Genomic DNA, 15,138 nt, shown 5'->3' with positions numbered 1-15,138 from the left:
AGGGTGGTACCCGCGGCCGGACTCGAACCGGCACGGCCTATACGGCCTAAGGATTTTAAGTCCTCTGTGTCTACCATTCCACCACGCGGGCACGCGATTTGCTGCGCCGACCATAGCCATCGCGCGGGCGGTGTAAAGGCAGGTTTCACTTGACCTTAGCCGCCCGCTCCCCACATTGATCCCATGTTCCCAATTCGCGATCATAACCCGTCCCGCCGCCCTGCGCTCGTCACCTATGCGCTGATCGCGCTCAACCTGGCGGTGTTTCTCGCCATGCTGCCCGCCTACGGTGATGAACGCGCGCTTCTGTCGATCTACTCGGACTGGGCGCTCTTGCCGGCCCGGATCAGCGCCGGCAGCGGCTATGACACGTTTTTCACCTCGATGTTCATGCACGGCGGGTTCATGCATATCGCTGGCAACATGCTGTTTCTGTGGATTTTCGGCGACAATCTCGAAGATGAGATGGGGCATGTCCGCTATCTCCTCTTCTACCTGTTGTGCGGGATCGCCGCCGGCATGTCGCAATATCTTGCCGCCCCCACATCCCGCGTACCGATGGTCGGGGCCTCCGGCGCGATCGCCGGTGTCATGGGCGGCTATCTGCTGATGTTCCCCAAGGCCCGGGTCGATGTGCTGTTCATCTTCATCATCATCTTCAAGGTCTTCCCGATGCCGGCCTGGGTCATGCTCGGGCTCTGGTTCGCGCTGCAGCTCGTCGCCGAGCTGGGCTCCACCGCCGGCACGGGGGGCGTGGCGCATCTGGCGCATCTCGGCGGCTTCGTGGCCGGGGTTCTGCTGACCTATCCGCTGTGGCGCCGGCGCGGTGGCCCGGCGTTCTGGTCCCGCACCCAGGGGCACCCGGCCCATGCCGCAGCGCGCTATCGGTTCGCCCAAAGCTCCGTTCCCACCGTGCGGCGGCGCAGATAAACCGCGCCAAAAGACCTCCTGAAAGGCACAGGACCTTGAGGCGACAAGACAAAACCCGCCGGAAGTCGCCTTCCTGCGGGTCTTATGTTTTCGACGGATTGGCCTGACGGGCCCGCTCGGAGCATCGTGACATCGCACTGTGTCACCGCACTATGTTTCCGCACGGTGTCTCCACCCTGCAGCACCAAACTGCATCGCTGCGCCGAACTGGACTCAGTAGCGGGTGACACTCATCGTCGCAATGGTATCGTTGATATTGCCTGCGGCCACATCCATACCATCGTAGATCATCGCGACAATCGGGATCGAAAGCCCGACAACCGCCGACACCAGCACAACCCAATCCACGGTCACGGCGCCCTCGTCCCGGGTCCAAAAGCGACGTGCGGTTTTCTTCAAATTCATCATCACACCTATCCCTCCGATGATCCTCCGCAATTTCCATGAGGAAAAAGACATATTTGCGGCGGATAGAGGGAAATCTCATGCAAGACGTAAATGATGCATTAAGGCTGATCCCAAAAGAGGGCAGCCAGATCAGGCCGAGCGGATGATCCCGGCGAAGCGTTCGAACAGCGCCTCGTTGCCACAGACGACTTCACCGCTTTCGACCGGGTTGTCCTCGGGGTGCAGCCCCTCGACAAAGCCGCCGGCCTCTTTCACCAGAAGCACACCCGCCGCCATGTCCCAGGCGTTGAGCCGGCGCTCCCAGAAACCGTCGTAGCGGCCCGCTGCGACATAGGCGAGGTCGAGCGCGGCGGCGCCCCAGCGGCGCACCCCGGCGGTGGCGGGCAGAAGCCGCGCCAGATCGCGCAGCGTCTCCGGCAGATCGCCCCGACCGCCAAAGGGCAGCCCGGTGGCAAAGATCGACTCGATCATCTTGGTGCGGCCCGAAACCCGGATACGCATGTCGTTCATCCAGGCGCCATTGCCTTTTTCGGCCCAAAAGAGCTCGCCCTTGGCCGGGTCGAACACCACGGCGGAGACGATCTCGCCCTTGTGCTCGAGCGCGATCGAAACCGCCCAATGCGGCAGACCGTGCAGGAAATTGGTGGTGCCATCCAGGGGATCGACGATCCAGCGCCGGGTCGGGTCCTTGCCCTCGACCGGTTTGCTTTCCTCGCCCAGCCAGCCGTAGTTCGGGCGGGCTTCCATCAGCGTCTCGCGAATGATCTCTTCGGCCCGGATATCGGCTTTCGAGACGAAATCACCGGCGCCTTTCGAGGAGACCTGAAGGTTCTCGACCTCGCGGAAATCCTTGACGAGGGAGCGGCCAGCGGCGCGGGCAGCTTTGATCATAACGTTGAGATTGGCACTGCCTTGCATGGTCCGGACTCCGGGGCGGTAAAATGTCGAGTAAGATGTTCAGACCGGGCGTATACGCCGCCAAACCCGCCCTGCCAAGGGTTTCGAGGCAAAGAAATGCCCGGTTCACCATGATTTTCACGGCAATCCGTGCGAGACTGCATGCGCCGGGCCCCTCTCGGCACCCATGTCCGAAAGGACCTTCACGAGGAAGGAAGCGCATATGTCCTATTTTCAGATCGCCGTTTTCCCGGTGCCGTCGGGCAATCGGGACGCGTACCAAAGCTTCACCACGAAAATGTCACCGCTATTCAAGGAGTATGGCGCCCTTCAAATCTTTGAAGGCTGGGGCAGCATGGTGCCGGAGGGCGACCTGACCTCGCTGCCGCTGGCCGTGAAGCTCGAAGAGGGCGAAACGGTCTGCACCTCCTTCATAGAATGGCCCGACGCGGCGACCGCAGAGGCCTGTATGGCGGCAATGGCGTCGGATGCGCGTTTCGCCGAAGCCGGCGATATGCCCTTTGACGGCAAGCGAATGATCTTCGGCGGGTTTGAAACCTTGTTGAAGCTGTAGCCGCGCCGGGATCAGCGCTGCAGTTTCACCGCCTCGGTTTTCGCAATCCTGAGCACATGCGCCATATAGGGTTTGGTCACGTCATCGTCGCGCACCGCGGCATACATGCGCCGCGTGACGCCCGTCTCGGTCAGCGGCCGCACGGCATAGTCGGGGTGGTTGCGAATGTCGCGCATCACCCAATCGGGCAGCACCGCGATCCCCCGCCCCGCCGCGACCAGCATCAGGATCACATCGGTGAGCTCGACCTGGCGCTGCACGGCGGGCTCGACACCCGCAGGCGTCAAGAGATCTTTGAACACATCGAGCCTTGTGCGGTCCATCGGATAGGTGATCAGGGTCTGGTCGCGGAAATCCTCGGCCACGACGTATGATTTCTCCGAAAGCGGCGATTTCGACGACATGACACACATCGGCGCATAGTCGAACAGCGGCACGAAGGTGATGCCCGGGATCTCTTCGGGGTCCGACGAAATGACGAAATCCACCTCTTCGCGCTCGAGCGCGGGAAGCGCACCAAAGGCGAGGCGCTGACGAATGTCGACATCCACCTCGGGCCAGGCCTTGCGGAACTGATTGAGCACCGGGAAAAGCCAGTCGAAACAGGCATGACATTCCATGGCGATGTGGAGCCGCCCTGTCGTGCCCTCCTCGATTCCGCGAAACTCGGCTTCCAAGGCCTCGACCTTCGGCAGCACATCCTCCGCCAGCGCCAGGAGCCGCATCCCGGCGGCCGAAAGCTTCAACGGTTTTGAACGGCGCACGAACAACTCCACCCCGGCCTGATCCTCGAGCCCCTTGACCTGATGGCTGAGCGCCGATTGGGTGATGTTGAGCCGGTCGGCCGCGCGCGCCAGCCCGCCCTCCTCATGGATGGCCTTGATCGTGCGCAGGTGGCGGAATTCGAGATGCATCTTGAACGATACTCATGTTGATCTTGAGAATTATGAATTTGTCTCACAGAGCCACCCGTGAGACAAGGCCCGCCAGACAGACTGGAGACGACCATGACCACAGCACCGAAAATCTCTTTCGAGTTCTTCCCGCCGAAGAATATCGAAGCCTGTTTCAGCCTCTTCGAGACGCTGCAGGTGCTGGGCGACATGGCACCGGAATTTGCCTCGGTCACCTATGGCGCCGGCGGCACCACCCGCGAGCTGACCCATGACGCGGTGGCGCTCCTGCATCGCAAATACGGCTGGAACGTCGCGGCGCATCTCACCTGTGTCAACGCGACCCGCGAAGAAACCCTCGCGATTGCCCAGAGTTACAAGGAGGTTGGCGTCAACGAGATCGTCGCGCTGCGGGGCGATCCGCCAAAGGGCGCGGGCACGTTCACCCCGGCCGAGGGCGGCTTTGCCAATTCCGTCGAGCTGATCGAAGCGCTGAAGGCCACCGGGGATTTCAAGATCCGCGTCGGCGCCTATCCGGACCCGCATCCGGAGGCACAAGACGGGCATTCCGACATCACCTGGCTCAAGCGCAAATTCGAAGCCGGGGCCGACTCGGCGATCACCCAGTTCTTTTTTGATCCGGAGAGCTTTTTCCGTTTCCGCGACCGCTGCGAGAAAGAGGGCATCACCGGAACGATTATTCCCGGCATCCTGCCGATCACCAGCTGGAAAGGCGTGCAGAAATTCGCCTCGGCCTGTGGCACGCCGGTGCCGGCGCGCTATGGCGAGGAATTCGATGCCAGCGACGATCACGCCGCGCTGGCCGTGGATCTCTGCACCGGGCTGTGCGAATCCCTGATCGAGAACGGTGTCGAGGATCTGCATTTCTACACGCTGAACCGGCCAACCCTGACCAAGGCGGTCTGCAGCAATCTCGGCGCCGCCTGATACGCTGGCCTGACGCTCTGGCCAAAGCTTGGAGCGGAGTTCGGGCCGAACGCCGCGCGGCCTCTCAGTATTTCAGCGACGGGTGCAGCACCTCGGACGGATCTGCCCCCACCTTGCGCTTGTTGCGCAGCCAGAAGAACTTGCCCCAGCCCCTGTTCATGCCGATCGACGGCCCATGCGGATCGGCGAGAAAGCGCATGCGCCAGCCCTCGGGCAATTGCAGCCCGGCGCCCTCGGCCTTGTCGAGCATCCAGACCAGCGTCGCGTTGGAAATCCGCCGCTCCGGATTATAGCCAGAGAGCTGCCCACCGATATCGCCATGGCTACCCGGGAACCACATTTGTTGCAGCTTCTGCCCCGGCAGATCGGGGTTGGTCCTGAACAGCACCGGGGCGTAGGCGCTGCGCGCCTCGTGATAGGCCAGCGCGTGATAGACCCGTTTGACATTGGTCGCCGGCATATAGTCGTGAAAGATGTGAAACACCGAGGAATAGCGCCAGACGATCGGCATATGCAGCCCCACGGCAGAGACCGTGTCCCAGACGCCGAGGAATTCGATCTCGGTCTTGTCATAGCAATGCGCCTTGGAAAACGCCCTCGCCGCTTCGGAATGCGGCGCGGTCTGATAGTGGCGATAGGCATCGCGGATATTGCGCTCGGTCGCCTCCTCGTCACGCAACAGCCCGATCATGTCGATCAGCCCCGAGAGCGAACGCACCGCATAGGCGCCGCGGGAATAACCGAAGAGATAGATCCTGTCGCCGGGCCGATAGCGCGAGGCGAGCGCACCGTAGACGCGCTGGATCTGCCGGTTGATGCCGCGCCCCTCGATCACATCCATGGTGTCGCGCCAGCTATCCCATTGAATCCCCGCCTCGTACCGCACCAGCATATTGGCCTCTTGCGCCACTTCGGAGAGCAGCTTGTAGCTCAGCCCGGTGTTGGTCTCGAGCCCGGGCGTCAACGAGGACAGAGTGCCGTCCATCAGGATCACATGGGTGAGCGGGCCACGCCTGTGATGCCCGCCCGAGGTCTTGATGCGCCGGCGGAATTTGAACAAGGGGCCAAGATGGCTCAGAATACTCTTTCTCTGTTCCATTCCAGAGATTTAGCACAGAATCATGAAAAATCCCCTCCTCGGTTTTCGAGGAGGGGTTTCGCATGAGGAACGACTCTCAGGCGTATTCCGGGGCCTGTTCGGCGCGCGCGCTCAGGCGACTTGCAATTGACGGGCTTCCGCCTGCACCTCAAGGTGACGCGCCACGGTTTCCACCGTGATCTGGCCGAACCCGTTGAACTTCGTCGCCGTGGCCACCGAATAGGCGCCGAGACCGTAGAAGATCACGTGATCCTCCTCTTCCATCGTCTCCGGAAAGGCCAGTTCGGAGGGCAGCTTGTCGAGACTGTCGCAGGTCGGGCCGAAGACGGTACGGTTGACGGTCTCGCCCTCGCGCTTCACCCCTTCCGGGCCGAACACGGCGATGCGATCGATCACACCGACGAGGTGCAGCTCGGAGAGGGCGCCGTAAACGCCGTCGTTGAGGAAGACATGCGCGTCGTCCCGGATCGCTTTCACCCGGGTCACCAGCGAGTAGCTCTCGGCCACGAGCCCGCGGCCCGGCTCACACACCAGCGCCGGCAGATCGTCCCCGAACGCCTCTTTCGCCACGCGACCGATCAGCTCGAACGTGGTCTCGAGCTGCGGGTTCACCTCGTTCAGGCGATGCGACGGGAAACCGCCGCCGACATTGAGGCGGGCGATTTTCACATCGGCGCGCTGCGCGATCTCGGCCGCGGCACGGATGTATTTGTCCCAGGCGTGCGGATCGGTGCATTGCGTGCCCGGGTGGAAGGTCAGCGACGGGGTGAACCCGAGCTGCGAAGCGAGCGTCAGAAGCTCGACCGCGTCCTCGACCCTGGCGCCGAATTTCGCGCCAAAATTATAGGCCGCGCCTTCGACCGGCAGTTTGAAACGCACGGAGATCTCGACCCCGTCGGCCGGCACCAACTCGCCCAGTTTGACGAGCTCGGAATGGCTGTCCACCGAATAGGATTTCACCCCCATCTCGACGGCATGCGCGATCTCGGTGCGCGAACGCACCGGGTTGTTGTAATGCATGGCGGCGCCGGGCGCGATACGGGCGATCGTGTCCATCTCGACGGGCGAGGCCACGTCGAAGCCTTTGATCCCGGCAGCGACCAGATTGGCCAGGACTTCCTCATCCGGGTTGGATTTGACCGCATAGGTCACCAGCCCCGGAAAACCTTTGAGGAACCGGCGTGCGGTGGCCTGCAGGATGGCGGGAGAGAAGAACAGCACCGGATGCTCGGGTGCATGATTGCGCAGGTATTCGCTGGGCGTTGCCCAGATGGTTTTAGAGAGCCCCATTGGTGTCGTCCTTTACCAACAGAGCGCAGCCACATCTTGCCCGGGATTTTGTCCGGTTGGGATTGCGCTTACGCGGTTAATCCTAACCAGGCCAGGTGCGATTTGAGGGGTTGATCCGGCCCTCTCGCCGTCCTGTGTTCCTGTCATTTCGTAAGCGCTATATGCGTGTTGAATTTGCCGATGAAAAGGGTAAAATCGTGCGGCAAGCCGGTCAAATTGACGAAAATATCGGTCAATCTGACATCGCAAGCCAAGCTGCAAATCCGAGACACTCCCAGAGGCCCCGAAATGGACGAACTTGATCAAAAAATCCTGACGGCACTGGCCGCCGATTCATCGACCTCGGTGTCGCGTCTGGCGCGGCGCTTCAAGGTGGCGCGCTCGACGGTGCAGGCCCGGCTCGAACGGATGGAGACCAATGGCACGATCGCCGGTTACACGATCAAACTCGGCGATGTCGCGCTGGCACGGCGGATCAAGGCGACCGTGCTCATTCAGGTGGAACCGCGCACATCGGCCTCGGTGGTGACCCGGCTCAAATCCCTGCCGGAGGTGGAAATGGTCGCCACATCGACGGGACGCGTCGATCTGATCGCACAGATCGCCTGTGACAGCACCGAGGAAATCGACGGCACGCTGGATCAGATCAACGCCATTACCGGGGTTCAGGACATCGAGAGCCTGATCCACCTGTCAACGAAATTCGACCGTTCGATCTGAGGCGGCCATCCGGTCGGGACAGGCCGGTTTCGATGGCGGCATGTCAAAGCTTTGCCCGGGCAGGCTTTGTGCCAGCACGCCGAACTGTTCCGGGCGGATCTCGTAGCGCAGCGTATCAAAGGCATGAACGGCAAGCGCCACGGCACGCGCCGGATCGCTGAGCTGATTCACCGTGCCCGAGACATAAGCCCGGACATCCGGCGCATAATAGGCAAAGCTGCCGCCAATCCCGACATTGCCGATCATCCGTGGCACCGGTTTGAGCAAGAATTTCGGCTTGTAGCCCAGCCGATGCGGGATGGTCATCCACCAAGGGGGCTGGACCTGTGTGAGACCGGTTCCGAAGACCACCGGATAGAAGATCGGGCGCCAGGTGTAGAGATGCGGCAGGATCCGCTTGTCAAACAGATAACCCTCGAAGAACCCGCGCAAGAAGGTCACCGCCTCGCGTGCGGTGGTGACGATGCCGCCATCGGCCTGCAGCGACGCCATGGTGCGCGGCACATGGATCTGGCGACTGCGCGACATCAGGTCGAGCGGACGATGATCGGAGGGGTCGCAATAGACATAGGTGGAATACAGCCCGAGCCGGTCGATCACCCTGTCGCGCACGACATCGGCATAGCTTTTGCCTTCGACGGTCTCAATCACTCGGCCGAGCAGATGGAAATTCGAATCCGCATAGCGCGCGCGGCGACCGACGCCCGGCGCGGCCACGGCGCCATGCGAGCGGGTGCGCTGAAGCACCTCGTCGAAACCCCAGGCACTGTCCACCCCATTGGCAAAATCGTGATGCACGGTCCGGGCCAGGTTCTTGAACAGAAAGAAATCGCCGAAGCCCGACCGGTGCGACATCAGATGACGCAGCGTGATCCGGTCGGTGCGATCGATGCCGTCCTTGACGTGCAGCTCAGCAACCTGGCCGGGAAAGCTCATATAGCGCTGAAACGGGTGATCGAGATCGATTTTTCCTTCTTCGCGCAACTGCAGCAGGATGGCACTGGTGACGAGGATCGACAGGGCCGGCGCGAAATAGGGGCTGCGGGTGCTGAGCGCCCCGGCCCCGACATGGGTTTCCTTGCCGGTTTCACAGTCATACAGGCACAGCGTGACACCATTGTGCCACTTGCTGGCGAGCAACCTGTCAGCCAGCTTCTGTATCGACGCCGTGGCGCTGCTCATGAAACGCTCCTCTGAAATTCGAAATCGTCATGACATGGAAAGACTTAATACGAGGTCAACAACCGCACGCCACGGACCATGCATCGCGCCGTCGGGCACGCGTCATGATCACATCCCGGCCACTTCTCAGCCGCCTCTTTCTCGCATCACGGTCGCCTCTCAGTCACGCCTCTTCGACTTGTCGCGCCTATTCTGCCAGGCCAATCGCTGGCTGCGCGGAAATGCCTTTTTCACCGTAGACTTCGTGACGCCCGTAGCGCGCGACCTCTTCGATGGCGCGGAGCGCCAGCGAAACGCTGCGTTCCGGATCGACCAGCTGGTTGGCCGTCCCCGAAATATAGACGCCTTCGTCGGGCGCATAGAGGAACACGGCATTGCCCAGACCGACGGTGCCGAGGCACAGCGGCGGGCGTTTGAAAATATGGCGGGTATGCATCCGCAGCCGGTGGCGCAGCGCCATCCACCGGGGCACTTGCAGCTCCAGCAGCCCAACCCCGAAGCGCGCCGGGAAAAACAGCGGGCGCCAGTCATAGAGCAACGGCAGCGCCGCCTTGTCGAAGAGATAGCCTTCGAAAAACGCCCGGATGAAAATCAGCCCTTCGCGCGCCGTGGTGACCACCCCGCCGTCGGCCTGGAACGAGGCCATGGCCCGCGGGATATAGACCTCGCGATTGCGCGACATCAGGTTGAGCGGGCGATGATCCGACGGGTCGCAATAGAGATAGGTCGAGCTGAGCCCCAGCGGCCCGGCGATCCGGTCCCGGATCACCTCGGCGAGGCTCTTGCCCTCAATATTTTCGATGATCCGGCCCAACAGCTGATAATTGGATTCGGTGTAGGTGGCCTTCTTGCTCTCGCCCGGGATCGCGATGCCGCCATGGCTGCGGGCGCGCTGCATCACCTCTTCGAAACTCCAGGAACTGTCGATGCCGTCGATCATGCTGTGGCGCAACGAACGCGCCTGCATCTTGAACAGGAAGAAGTCGCCCAGCCCGGAAGTGTGAGACATCAGGTGACGAATGGTGATCTGGTCGGTGTAATCGACCCCGTCGATCACATGCAGCTCCTTGCAATGCGAACAATAGCCGATGTGATCGATCATCTTGTCCTCGAGCGAGAGCCGATTCTCGGTGACGAATTGCAGGATGATCGCGGAGACGAAGAGCTTGGTGATATGGGTGGCGAAGAACGGCGTGCGAGTATCGAGCTCGCCCGAGCCGATGTGAAGCTCCGCACCGGTGGCCTGATCGAAAATCGATATGGCGACACCATTGTGCCAATCCGTCGCCGTCAGTTTGTCCGCCAGTCTTTGCAGCCGGGCCGTTGCCTTGCGCATGTCGCTCTCCTCGCGCTCCTGATTTTTGATGCACGAGAAGGTTTAAGACAGGGTCAATATGTGAGCGCCCGCCCAGCACTGATGGCGGACTGTCAGGAATTTGCAGCCCGGTGAGCCGCCATTCGCCCTTTTCCTAGCCCCGCGCAACGGCTACATAGCCGGGGACCCTTGTGCCACCGCATGGCGCAGAGCACGGGACCAGAGATCTGACGAGACGGGAAAAGACACGATGGCATTGGAAAAGACGTTCGACGCGCAGGAAGCGGAAGCCCGCATCTACAAGGCCTGGGAAGAGGCCGGTGCCTTCAAGGCGGGTGCCAACAAGCGCCGCGATGAGACCTTTACCATCATGATCCCGCCGCCCAACGTCACGGGCGCGCTGCATGTCGGCCATGCCTTCAACAACACCATCCAGGACATCCTCGTGCGCTGGCACCGGATGCGCGGGTTCGACACGCTGTGGCAGCCGGGTCAGGACCACGCCGGCATCGCCACGCAGCTGATGGTCGAGAAAGAGCTTGCCAAGACCCAGCAACCGTCCCGCGCCGAACTGGGCCGCGAGGCTTTCCTCGAGAAGGTCTGGGAGTGGAAACAGCAATACGGCTCCACCATCATCAACCAGTTGAAACGCCTCGGTTCGTCGTGTGACTGGTCGCGCAACGCCTTCACCATGTCCGGCGCACCGAATGCGCCCGCGGGCGAAGATGGCAATTTCCACGATGCGGTGATCAAGGTCTTCGTCGATATGTATGAGAAAGGTCTCATCTATCGCGGCAAACGCCTTGTGAACTGGGACCCGCATTTCGAAACCGCGATCTCGGATCTCGAGGTTGAGAATATCGAAGTCGCCGGCCATATGTGGCATTTCAAATACCCGCTCGCCGGCGGCGAGACCTACACCTATGTCGAGAAGGACGAGGACGGCAATGTCACCTTCTCGGAAGAGCGCGACTATATCTCCATCGCCACGACCCGGCCCGAGACCATGCTCGGCGACGGCGCGGTCGCGGTGCACCCGGATGACGAACGCTACGCGCCCATCGTCGGCAAGCTCTGCGAAATCCCGGTCGGCCCGAAAGAGCACCGCCGTCTGATCCCGATCATCACCGACGAATACCCGGATATGACTTTCGGCTCGGGTGCCGTGAAGATCACCGGCGCGCATGATTTCAACGACTACCAGGTCGCCAAGCGCGGCAACCTGCCGATGTACCGATTGATGGACACCAAGGGCGCGATGCGTGAAAACGGCCTGTCCTACGAGGACAGCGCCATTCTCGCCGCCGAGATCCTCGCGGGCCGTCCTTTCACCGAGCAGGAAGTCGACACGATCAACCTCGTGCCCGATCATCTGCGCGGCCTCGACCGGTTCGAGGCCCGCAAGAAGGTGATCGAAGAGATCAACGCCGAGGGCCTCGCCGTCACCACCACGGTGACCCGCAAAGTGACCGACGAAGACGGCAATGAGACGGAAGTCTCCGAGACCGTCCCCTATGTCGAAGACAAGCCGATCATGCAGCCTTTCGGCGACCGCTCCAAGGTGGTGATCGAACCGATGCTGACCGACCAATGGTATGTCGATGCCGAAAAGGTCGTCGGCCCGGCCTTGGACGCCGTGCGCTCTGGTAAGACCAGGATCATGCCGGAAAGCGGTGAGAAGACCTATTACCACTGGCTCGAGAATATCGAACCCTGGTGCATCTCGCGTCAGCTCTGGTGGGGCCACCAGATCCCGGTCTGGTACGGGCTCGACCTCTCCGCCCCGGATTTCACCGATGACGAGGGCGACGGCGCCCTCGATGAAGTGGAACTGATCAAGCTTCTGACCGAGGGCGGTATGTTGCATCGTGGCACGGTGCATCACTGCGCCGCCAATTTCGACGATGTGCATGGCAAGTTCTTCGGCGACATGGCCGACCTGCCGACGCCGCTGAACCATTGCCGCGTCGTCGAGGTGGCGGACCGTCAGGAGGCCAACGAGACCTTCGCGAGCGCACTGGCCGAGTACAATGTCACGCAGGACCCGACCAAGCTCGTCTACCCGGTCTGGCGCGATGCCGATGTCTTGGACACCTGGTTCTCCTCGGGGCTCTGGCCGATCGGCACACTGGGCTGGCCCAACTGGGACGAGAGCACGTCGAAGTATTTCCCGACCGATGTCCTTGTGACCGGTTTCGACATCCTGTTCTTCTGGGTCGCCCGGATGATGATGATGCAGCTCGCGGTGACCGGCGAAGTGCCGTTCCACACCGTCTATCTGCACCAGCTCGTCCGCGACGAGAAGGGCAAGAAAATGTCGAAGACCACCGGCAATGTCATCGACCCGCTGGAAATCATCGACGAATACGGCGCCGACGCGCTGCGCTTCACCAATGCCTCCATGGCCTCGATCGGCGGCGTGCTGAAACTCTCGGTCGACCGGATCAAGGGCTATCGCAACTTCACCACGAAGATCTGGAACGCCGCGCGCTTTGCCGAGATGAACGAGGTGTTCGAGGCCTATGAGCCGGGCACCCTGCCGACGCCCACCGCCACGGTGAACAAATGGATCGTCGGTGAGACCGCCAAGGTTCTGGCCGAGGTCGATCAGGCCTTTGAAGACTACCGGTTCAATGACGCCGCAAACGCGCTCTACGCCTTTGTCTGGGGCAAGTTCTGCGACTGGTATGTCGAGCTGTCGAAACCGCTGTTCTACGATGGCGACGAGGCGACCAAAGCCGAGACCCGTCAGACCATGGGCTGGGTGCTGGACCAGGCGCTGATCATGCTGCACCCGATCATGCCCTTCATCACCGAAGAGCTTTGGGGCACGATCAAACCGGGCCGTGGCATGCTGGCGCTGACCGATTGGCCGGAGCTGTCGATGGATCTCGTCGATGCCGAGGCCGATACCGAGATGAACTGGGTCATCGATCTGATCGAAACCATCCGCTCCTCGCGTGCCGAGGTGCATGTGCCCGCCGGGTTGAAAATCCCGATGGTACAGGTCGAGCTGGACGCGGCCGGCAAGACCGCCTGGGCCAATAACGAGGCGCTGATCATGAAACTCGCGCGTCTCGACAGCCTCTCCGAAGGCCCGATGCCGAAAGGCGCGATCACCATTTCGGTCGCGGGCGGCACTTTCGCCCTGCCGCTCGAAGGGGTGATCGACATTGCCGAGGAAAAGGCCCGTCTGGAAAAAGCGCTTGGCAAGCTGGCCAAGGAGTTGGGGGGCCTGCGCGGCCGGTTGAACAACCCGAAATTCGTGGAAAGCGCCCCCGAAGAGGTGGTCGCCGAGGCGCAGGAAAACCTGAGCGCCCGCGAAGAGGAAGAGGCCAAGCTCAAGGCCGCCGTAGCGCGGCTCTCCGAGATCGGCTGAAATCGCTCCCAGAGACATGAAAAGGCCCGCCAGATCGGCGGGCTTTTTTTATGGCAAACAGCCGCGTTTCCCTGTGATCGGCCGGATCGGCAAGACGAACCGCAGAACGCGCGGCAAGACGCGCGGAGCGGCAAAGCAAAACCGCCGCGAGGTCTCCCCCACGACGGTTTCATCAAACGCGTTTGCGGCGCAATCAGGCGGCGCGGCTCACCAGAACATCGCTGACTTTCTTCTGGGCATCCGCCTCGTCGGAGCCGGAAACGGCGGCGACTTCGCGGGTCAGCCGGTCGAGCGCGGCTTCGTAGAGCTGACGCTCGGAATAGCTCTGCTCGCGCTGATCGTCGCTGCGATGCAGGTCACGCACCACTTCGGCAATGGCGATGAGATCGCCGGAGTTGATCTTCTGCTCATATTCCTGAGCCCGGCGGGACCACATGGCGCGCTTCACCTTGGCCTTGCCCTTGAGCGTCTTCATCGCGTCCTGCACCACATCGGGCGACGACAGCGAGCGCAGCCCGGACTCCACCGCCTTGTTGGTCGGCACACGCAGGGTCATCTTGTCCTTTTCGAACGCGATGACGAAAAGTTCGAGGGACATGCCCGCGATTTCCTGTTCTTCGATCGACATGATCTTGCCAACCCCATGGGCCGGGTAAACAACGAAATCATTGGGGCGGAATTCGGATTTCTTGGTCTTGCTCATTTGCAGCTTTTTTCCTCACACGGGGCGAACCGTTTATACGCGATACAGTCAGTCGCATCCCGACTTTCTCGGCCTTCTTTCTCAGCCTCCGCCGCCTTTCTCAACCTTCTCTCAGGCACACACAAAACCTGCGAGAAACGCCGCAAAACACCTTTTCAAAAGCGCTTACGACCGGAAATTTGGCGCGAAAAACTCAATCCCCGGAAAAGCGCAGCTTAAGGGGCTTGAGGTCGATATGTCCTGTCATGGTTTCCCCATCATAGCACAAAAAACGCCCCAAAGAAAGCACAGCGCCTTACCGGAGGCGATAAGCCTCCGTTTTTCAGGGGCTTAATGAGATTCCAACGGTTTAACATCACTCCGCCCGCCGGCAAACATGACAAAGGCCCCCGAAAGGGCCCTTTTCAAACTGCGAATCAGTGCCACCGGCCTGTGCAGTTGCAGCGAGACTCGGTGGGCTCAGGACCCTTCGCCCGGCGTCTCGGAGAAGTATTTCGTCAGCTTGTCGCTCTCGCCGTCGCGCTCCTCGGCCTCGGGCAGCTGATCCTTTTTCTCGAGGATCACCGGCCAAAGCTCCGCGTATTTGCGGTTGAGCTCGACCCATTTCTCCATATCCGGCTCGGTATCCGGGCGGATCGCATCGGCCGGGCATTCCGGTTCGCAGACGCCACAGTCGATACATTCATCCGGGTGGATCACCAGCATGTTCTCACCCTCGTAGAAACAATCCACGGGGCAGACTTCCACACAGTCGGTGTATTTGCAGGCGATGCAGTTATCGATAACGACGTAGGTCATGT

At 61.3% G+C, this 15,138-nt stretch carries 14 protein-coding genes and 1 tRNA gene; 5 read left to right on the top strand and 10 right to left on the bottom strand.

What is annotated here, in order from left to right; genetic code table 11:
• Positions 1-4 precede the first annotated feature (4 nt).
• Positions 5-91: transfer RNA gene (locus BM151_RS00660), tRNA-Leu, on the bottom strand.
• A 92-nt stretch (positions 92-183) separates the two neighbouring features.
• Between BM151_RS00660 and BM151_RS00655 the strand changes: the two genes are divergently transcribed.
• Complete coding sequence (locus tag BM151_RS00655; RefSeq protein WP_090055663.1) at positions 184-930, top strand: rhomboid family intramembrane serine protease; 747 nt, start codon at positions 184-186, stop codon at positions 928-930.
• Positions 931-1,143: 213 nt separating this feature from the next.
• Here the strand turns inward: BM151_RS00655 and BM151_RS00650 are convergent, their stop codons facing one another.
• Complete coding sequence (locus BM151_RS00650; RefSeq protein WP_090055661.1) at positions 1,144-1,338, bottom strand: hypothetical protein; 195 nt, start codon at positions 1,336-1,338, stop codon at positions 1,144-1,146.
• 129 nt (positions 1,339-1,467) lie between these two features.
• Positions 1,468-2,256 (bottom strand): inositol monophosphatase family protein, encoded by a 789-nt coding sequence (locus BM151_RS00645; protein WP_090055658.1) that lies wholly within the window; start codon positions 2,254-2,256, stop codon positions 1,468-1,470.
• Positions 2,257-2,458: 202 nt separating this feature from the next.
• Here BM151_RS00645 and BM151_RS00640 point away from each other — a divergent pair, with 202 nt between their 5' ends.
• Positions 2,459-2,809, top strand: a complete 351-nt coding sequence (locus BM151_RS00640) for a DUF1428 domain-containing protein (RefSeq protein WP_090055655.1) — start codon at positions 2,459-2,461, stop codon at positions 2,807-2,809.
• An 11-nt stretch (positions 2,810-2,820) separates the two neighbouring features.
• On the opposite strand, the gene BM151_RS00635 is transcribed toward BM151_RS00640, so the two are convergent.
• Positions 2,821-3,723 carry a LysR family transcriptional regulator gene (locus BM151_RS00635; RefSeq protein ID WP_090055653.1) on the bottom strand — a complete coding sequence of 301 codons (903 nt, stop codon included), beginning with the start codon at positions 3,721-3,723 and terminating at the stop codon, positions 2,821-2,823.
• Positions 3,724-3,816: 93 nt separating this feature from the next.
• On the opposite strand from BM151_RS00635, the gene metF reads away from it, so the two are divergent.
• Positions 3,817-4,650, top strand: a complete 834-nt coding sequence (gene metF / locus BM151_RS00630; RefSeq protein WP_090055650.1) for a methylenetetrahydrofolate reductase [NAD(P)H] — start codon at positions 3,817-3,819, stop codon at positions 4,648-4,650.
• Between the two features lie 64 nt (positions 4,651-4,714).
• Here the strand turns inward: metF and BM151_RS00625 are convergent, their stop codons facing one another.
• Positions 4,715-5,749 carry a DUF2235 domain-containing protein gene (locus BM151_RS00625; RefSeq protein ID WP_090055647.1) on the bottom strand — a complete coding sequence of 345 codons (1,035 nt, stop codon included), beginning with the start codon at positions 5,747-5,749 and terminating at the stop codon, positions 4,715-4,717.
• 111 nt (positions 5,750-5,860) lie between these two features.
• Positions 5,861-7,039, bottom strand: coding sequence for a type III PLP-dependent enzyme (locus tag BM151_RS00620; protein WP_090055645.1), 1,179 nt, complete (start codon positions 7,037-7,039; stop codon positions 5,861-5,863).
• A gap of 288 nt (positions 7,040-7,327) precedes the next feature.
• Between BM151_RS00620 and BM151_RS00615 the strand changes: the two genes are divergently transcribed.
• Positions 7,328-7,759, top strand: a complete 432-nt coding sequence (locus BM151_RS00615) for an Lrp/AsnC family transcriptional regulator (protein WP_090055642.1) — start codon at positions 7,328-7,330, stop codon at positions 7,757-7,759.
• Here the strand turns inward: BM151_RS00615 and BM151_RS00610 are convergent.
• Positions 7,733-8,941 carry a serine hydrolase domain-containing protein gene (locus BM151_RS00610; protein WP_090055638.1) on the bottom strand — a complete coding sequence of 403 codons (1,209 nt, stop codon included), beginning with the start codon at positions 8,939-8,941 and terminating at the stop codon, positions 7,733-7,735. The two genes, BM151_RS00615 and BM151_RS00610, sit on opposite strands and share 27 nt — an antisense overlap.
• Before the next feature lie 187 nt (positions 8,942-9,128).
• Entirely contained in the window at positions 9,129-10,277 is a 1,149-nt protein-coding gene (locus BM151_RS00605; protein WP_090055619.1) for a serine hydrolase domain-containing protein, read from the bottom strand.
• Between the two features lie 229 nt (positions 10,278-10,506).
• On the opposite strand from BM151_RS00605, the gene BM151_RS00600 reads away from it, so the two are divergent.
• A complete protein-coding gene (locus BM151_RS00600; RefSeq protein WP_090055616.1) occupies positions 10,507-13,635 on the top strand; it encodes a valine--tRNA ligase in 3,129 nt (1,042 codons plus the stop codon).
• Positions 13,636-13,828: 193 nt separating this feature from the next.
• Here BM151_RS00600 and BM151_RS00595 read toward each other — a convergent pair whose 3' ends face one another.
• Entirely contained in the window at positions 13,829-14,338 is a 510-nt protein-coding gene (locus BM151_RS00595) for a CarD family transcriptional regulator (RefSeq protein WP_090055613.1), read from the bottom strand.
• Between the two features lie 459 nt (positions 14,339-14,797).
• Positions 14,798-15,136, bottom strand: a complete 339-nt coding sequence (fdxA, locus tag BM151_RS00590; RefSeq protein WP_090055610.1) for a ferredoxin FdxA — start codon at positions 15,134-15,136, stop codon at positions 14,798-14,800.
• Positions 15,137-15,138: the final 2 nt, after the last annotated feature.

It is taken from the genome of Celeribacter neptunius, from assembly GCF_900113955.1.
GTDB lineage: Bacteria > Pseudomonadota > Alphaproteobacteria > Rhodobacterales > Rhodobacteraceae > Celeribacter > Celeribacter neptunius.
Note: the sequence above shows the minus strand (reverse complement) of the source record. Positions and strands in the feature narration are given on the sequence as shown.

Excerpts from the sequence above, each read along its gene's own strand:
- BM151_RS00655 (WP_090055663.1), top strand. The coding sequence starts at position 184 with ATGTTCCCAATTCGCGATCATAACCCGTCCCGCCGCCCTGCGCTCGTC.
- BM151_RS00650 (WP_090055661.1), bottom strand. The coding sequence starts at position 1,338 with ATGATGAATTTGAAGAAAACCGCACGTCGCTTTTGGACCCGGGACGAG.
- BM151_RS00645 (WP_090055658.1), bottom strand. The coding sequence starts at position 2,256 with ATGCAAGGCAGTGCCAATCTCAACGTTATGATCAAAGCTGCCCGCGCC.
- BM151_RS00640 (WP_090055655.1), top strand. The coding sequence starts at position 2,459 with ATGTCCTATTTTCAGATCGCCGTTTTCCCGGTGCCGTCGGGCAATCGG.
- BM151_RS00635 (WP_090055653.1), bottom strand. The coding sequence starts at position 3,723 with ATGCATCTCGAATTCCGCCACCTGCGCACGATCAAGGCCATCCATGAG.
- metF (WP_090055650.1), top strand. The coding sequence starts at position 3,817 with ATGACCACAGCACCGAAAATCTCTTTCGAGTTCTTCCCGCCGAAGAAT.
- BM151_RS00625 (WP_090055647.1), bottom strand. The coding sequence starts at position 5,749 with ATGGAACAGAGAAAGAGTATTCTGAGCCATCTTGGCCCCTTGTTCAAA.
- BM151_RS00620 (WP_090055645.1), bottom strand. The coding sequence starts at position 7,039 with ATGGGGCTCTCTAAAACCATCTGGGCAACGCCCAGCGAATACCTGCGC.
- BM151_RS00615 (WP_090055642.1), top strand. The coding sequence starts at position 7,328 with ATGGACGAACTTGATCAAAAAATCCTGACGGCACTGGCCGCCGATTCA.
- BM151_RS00610 (WP_090055638.1), bottom strand. The coding sequence starts at position 8,941 with ATGAGCAGCGCCACGGCGTCGATACAGAAGCTGGCTGACAGGTTGCTC.
- BM151_RS00605 (WP_090055619.1), bottom strand. The coding sequence starts at position 10,277 with ATGCGCAAGGCAACGGCCCGGCTGCAAAGACTGGCGGACAAACTGACG.
- BM151_RS00600 (WP_090055616.1), top strand. The coding sequence starts at position 10,507 with ATGGCATTGGAAAAGACGTTCGACGCGCAGGAAGCGGAAGCCCGCATC.
- BM151_RS00595 (WP_090055613.1), bottom strand. The coding sequence starts at position 14,338 with ATGAGCAAGACCAAGAAATCCGAATTCCGCCCCAATGATTTCGTTGTT.
- fdxA (WP_090055610.1), bottom strand. The coding sequence starts at position 15,136 with ATGACCTACGTCGTTATCGATAACTGCATCGCCTGCAAATACACCGAC.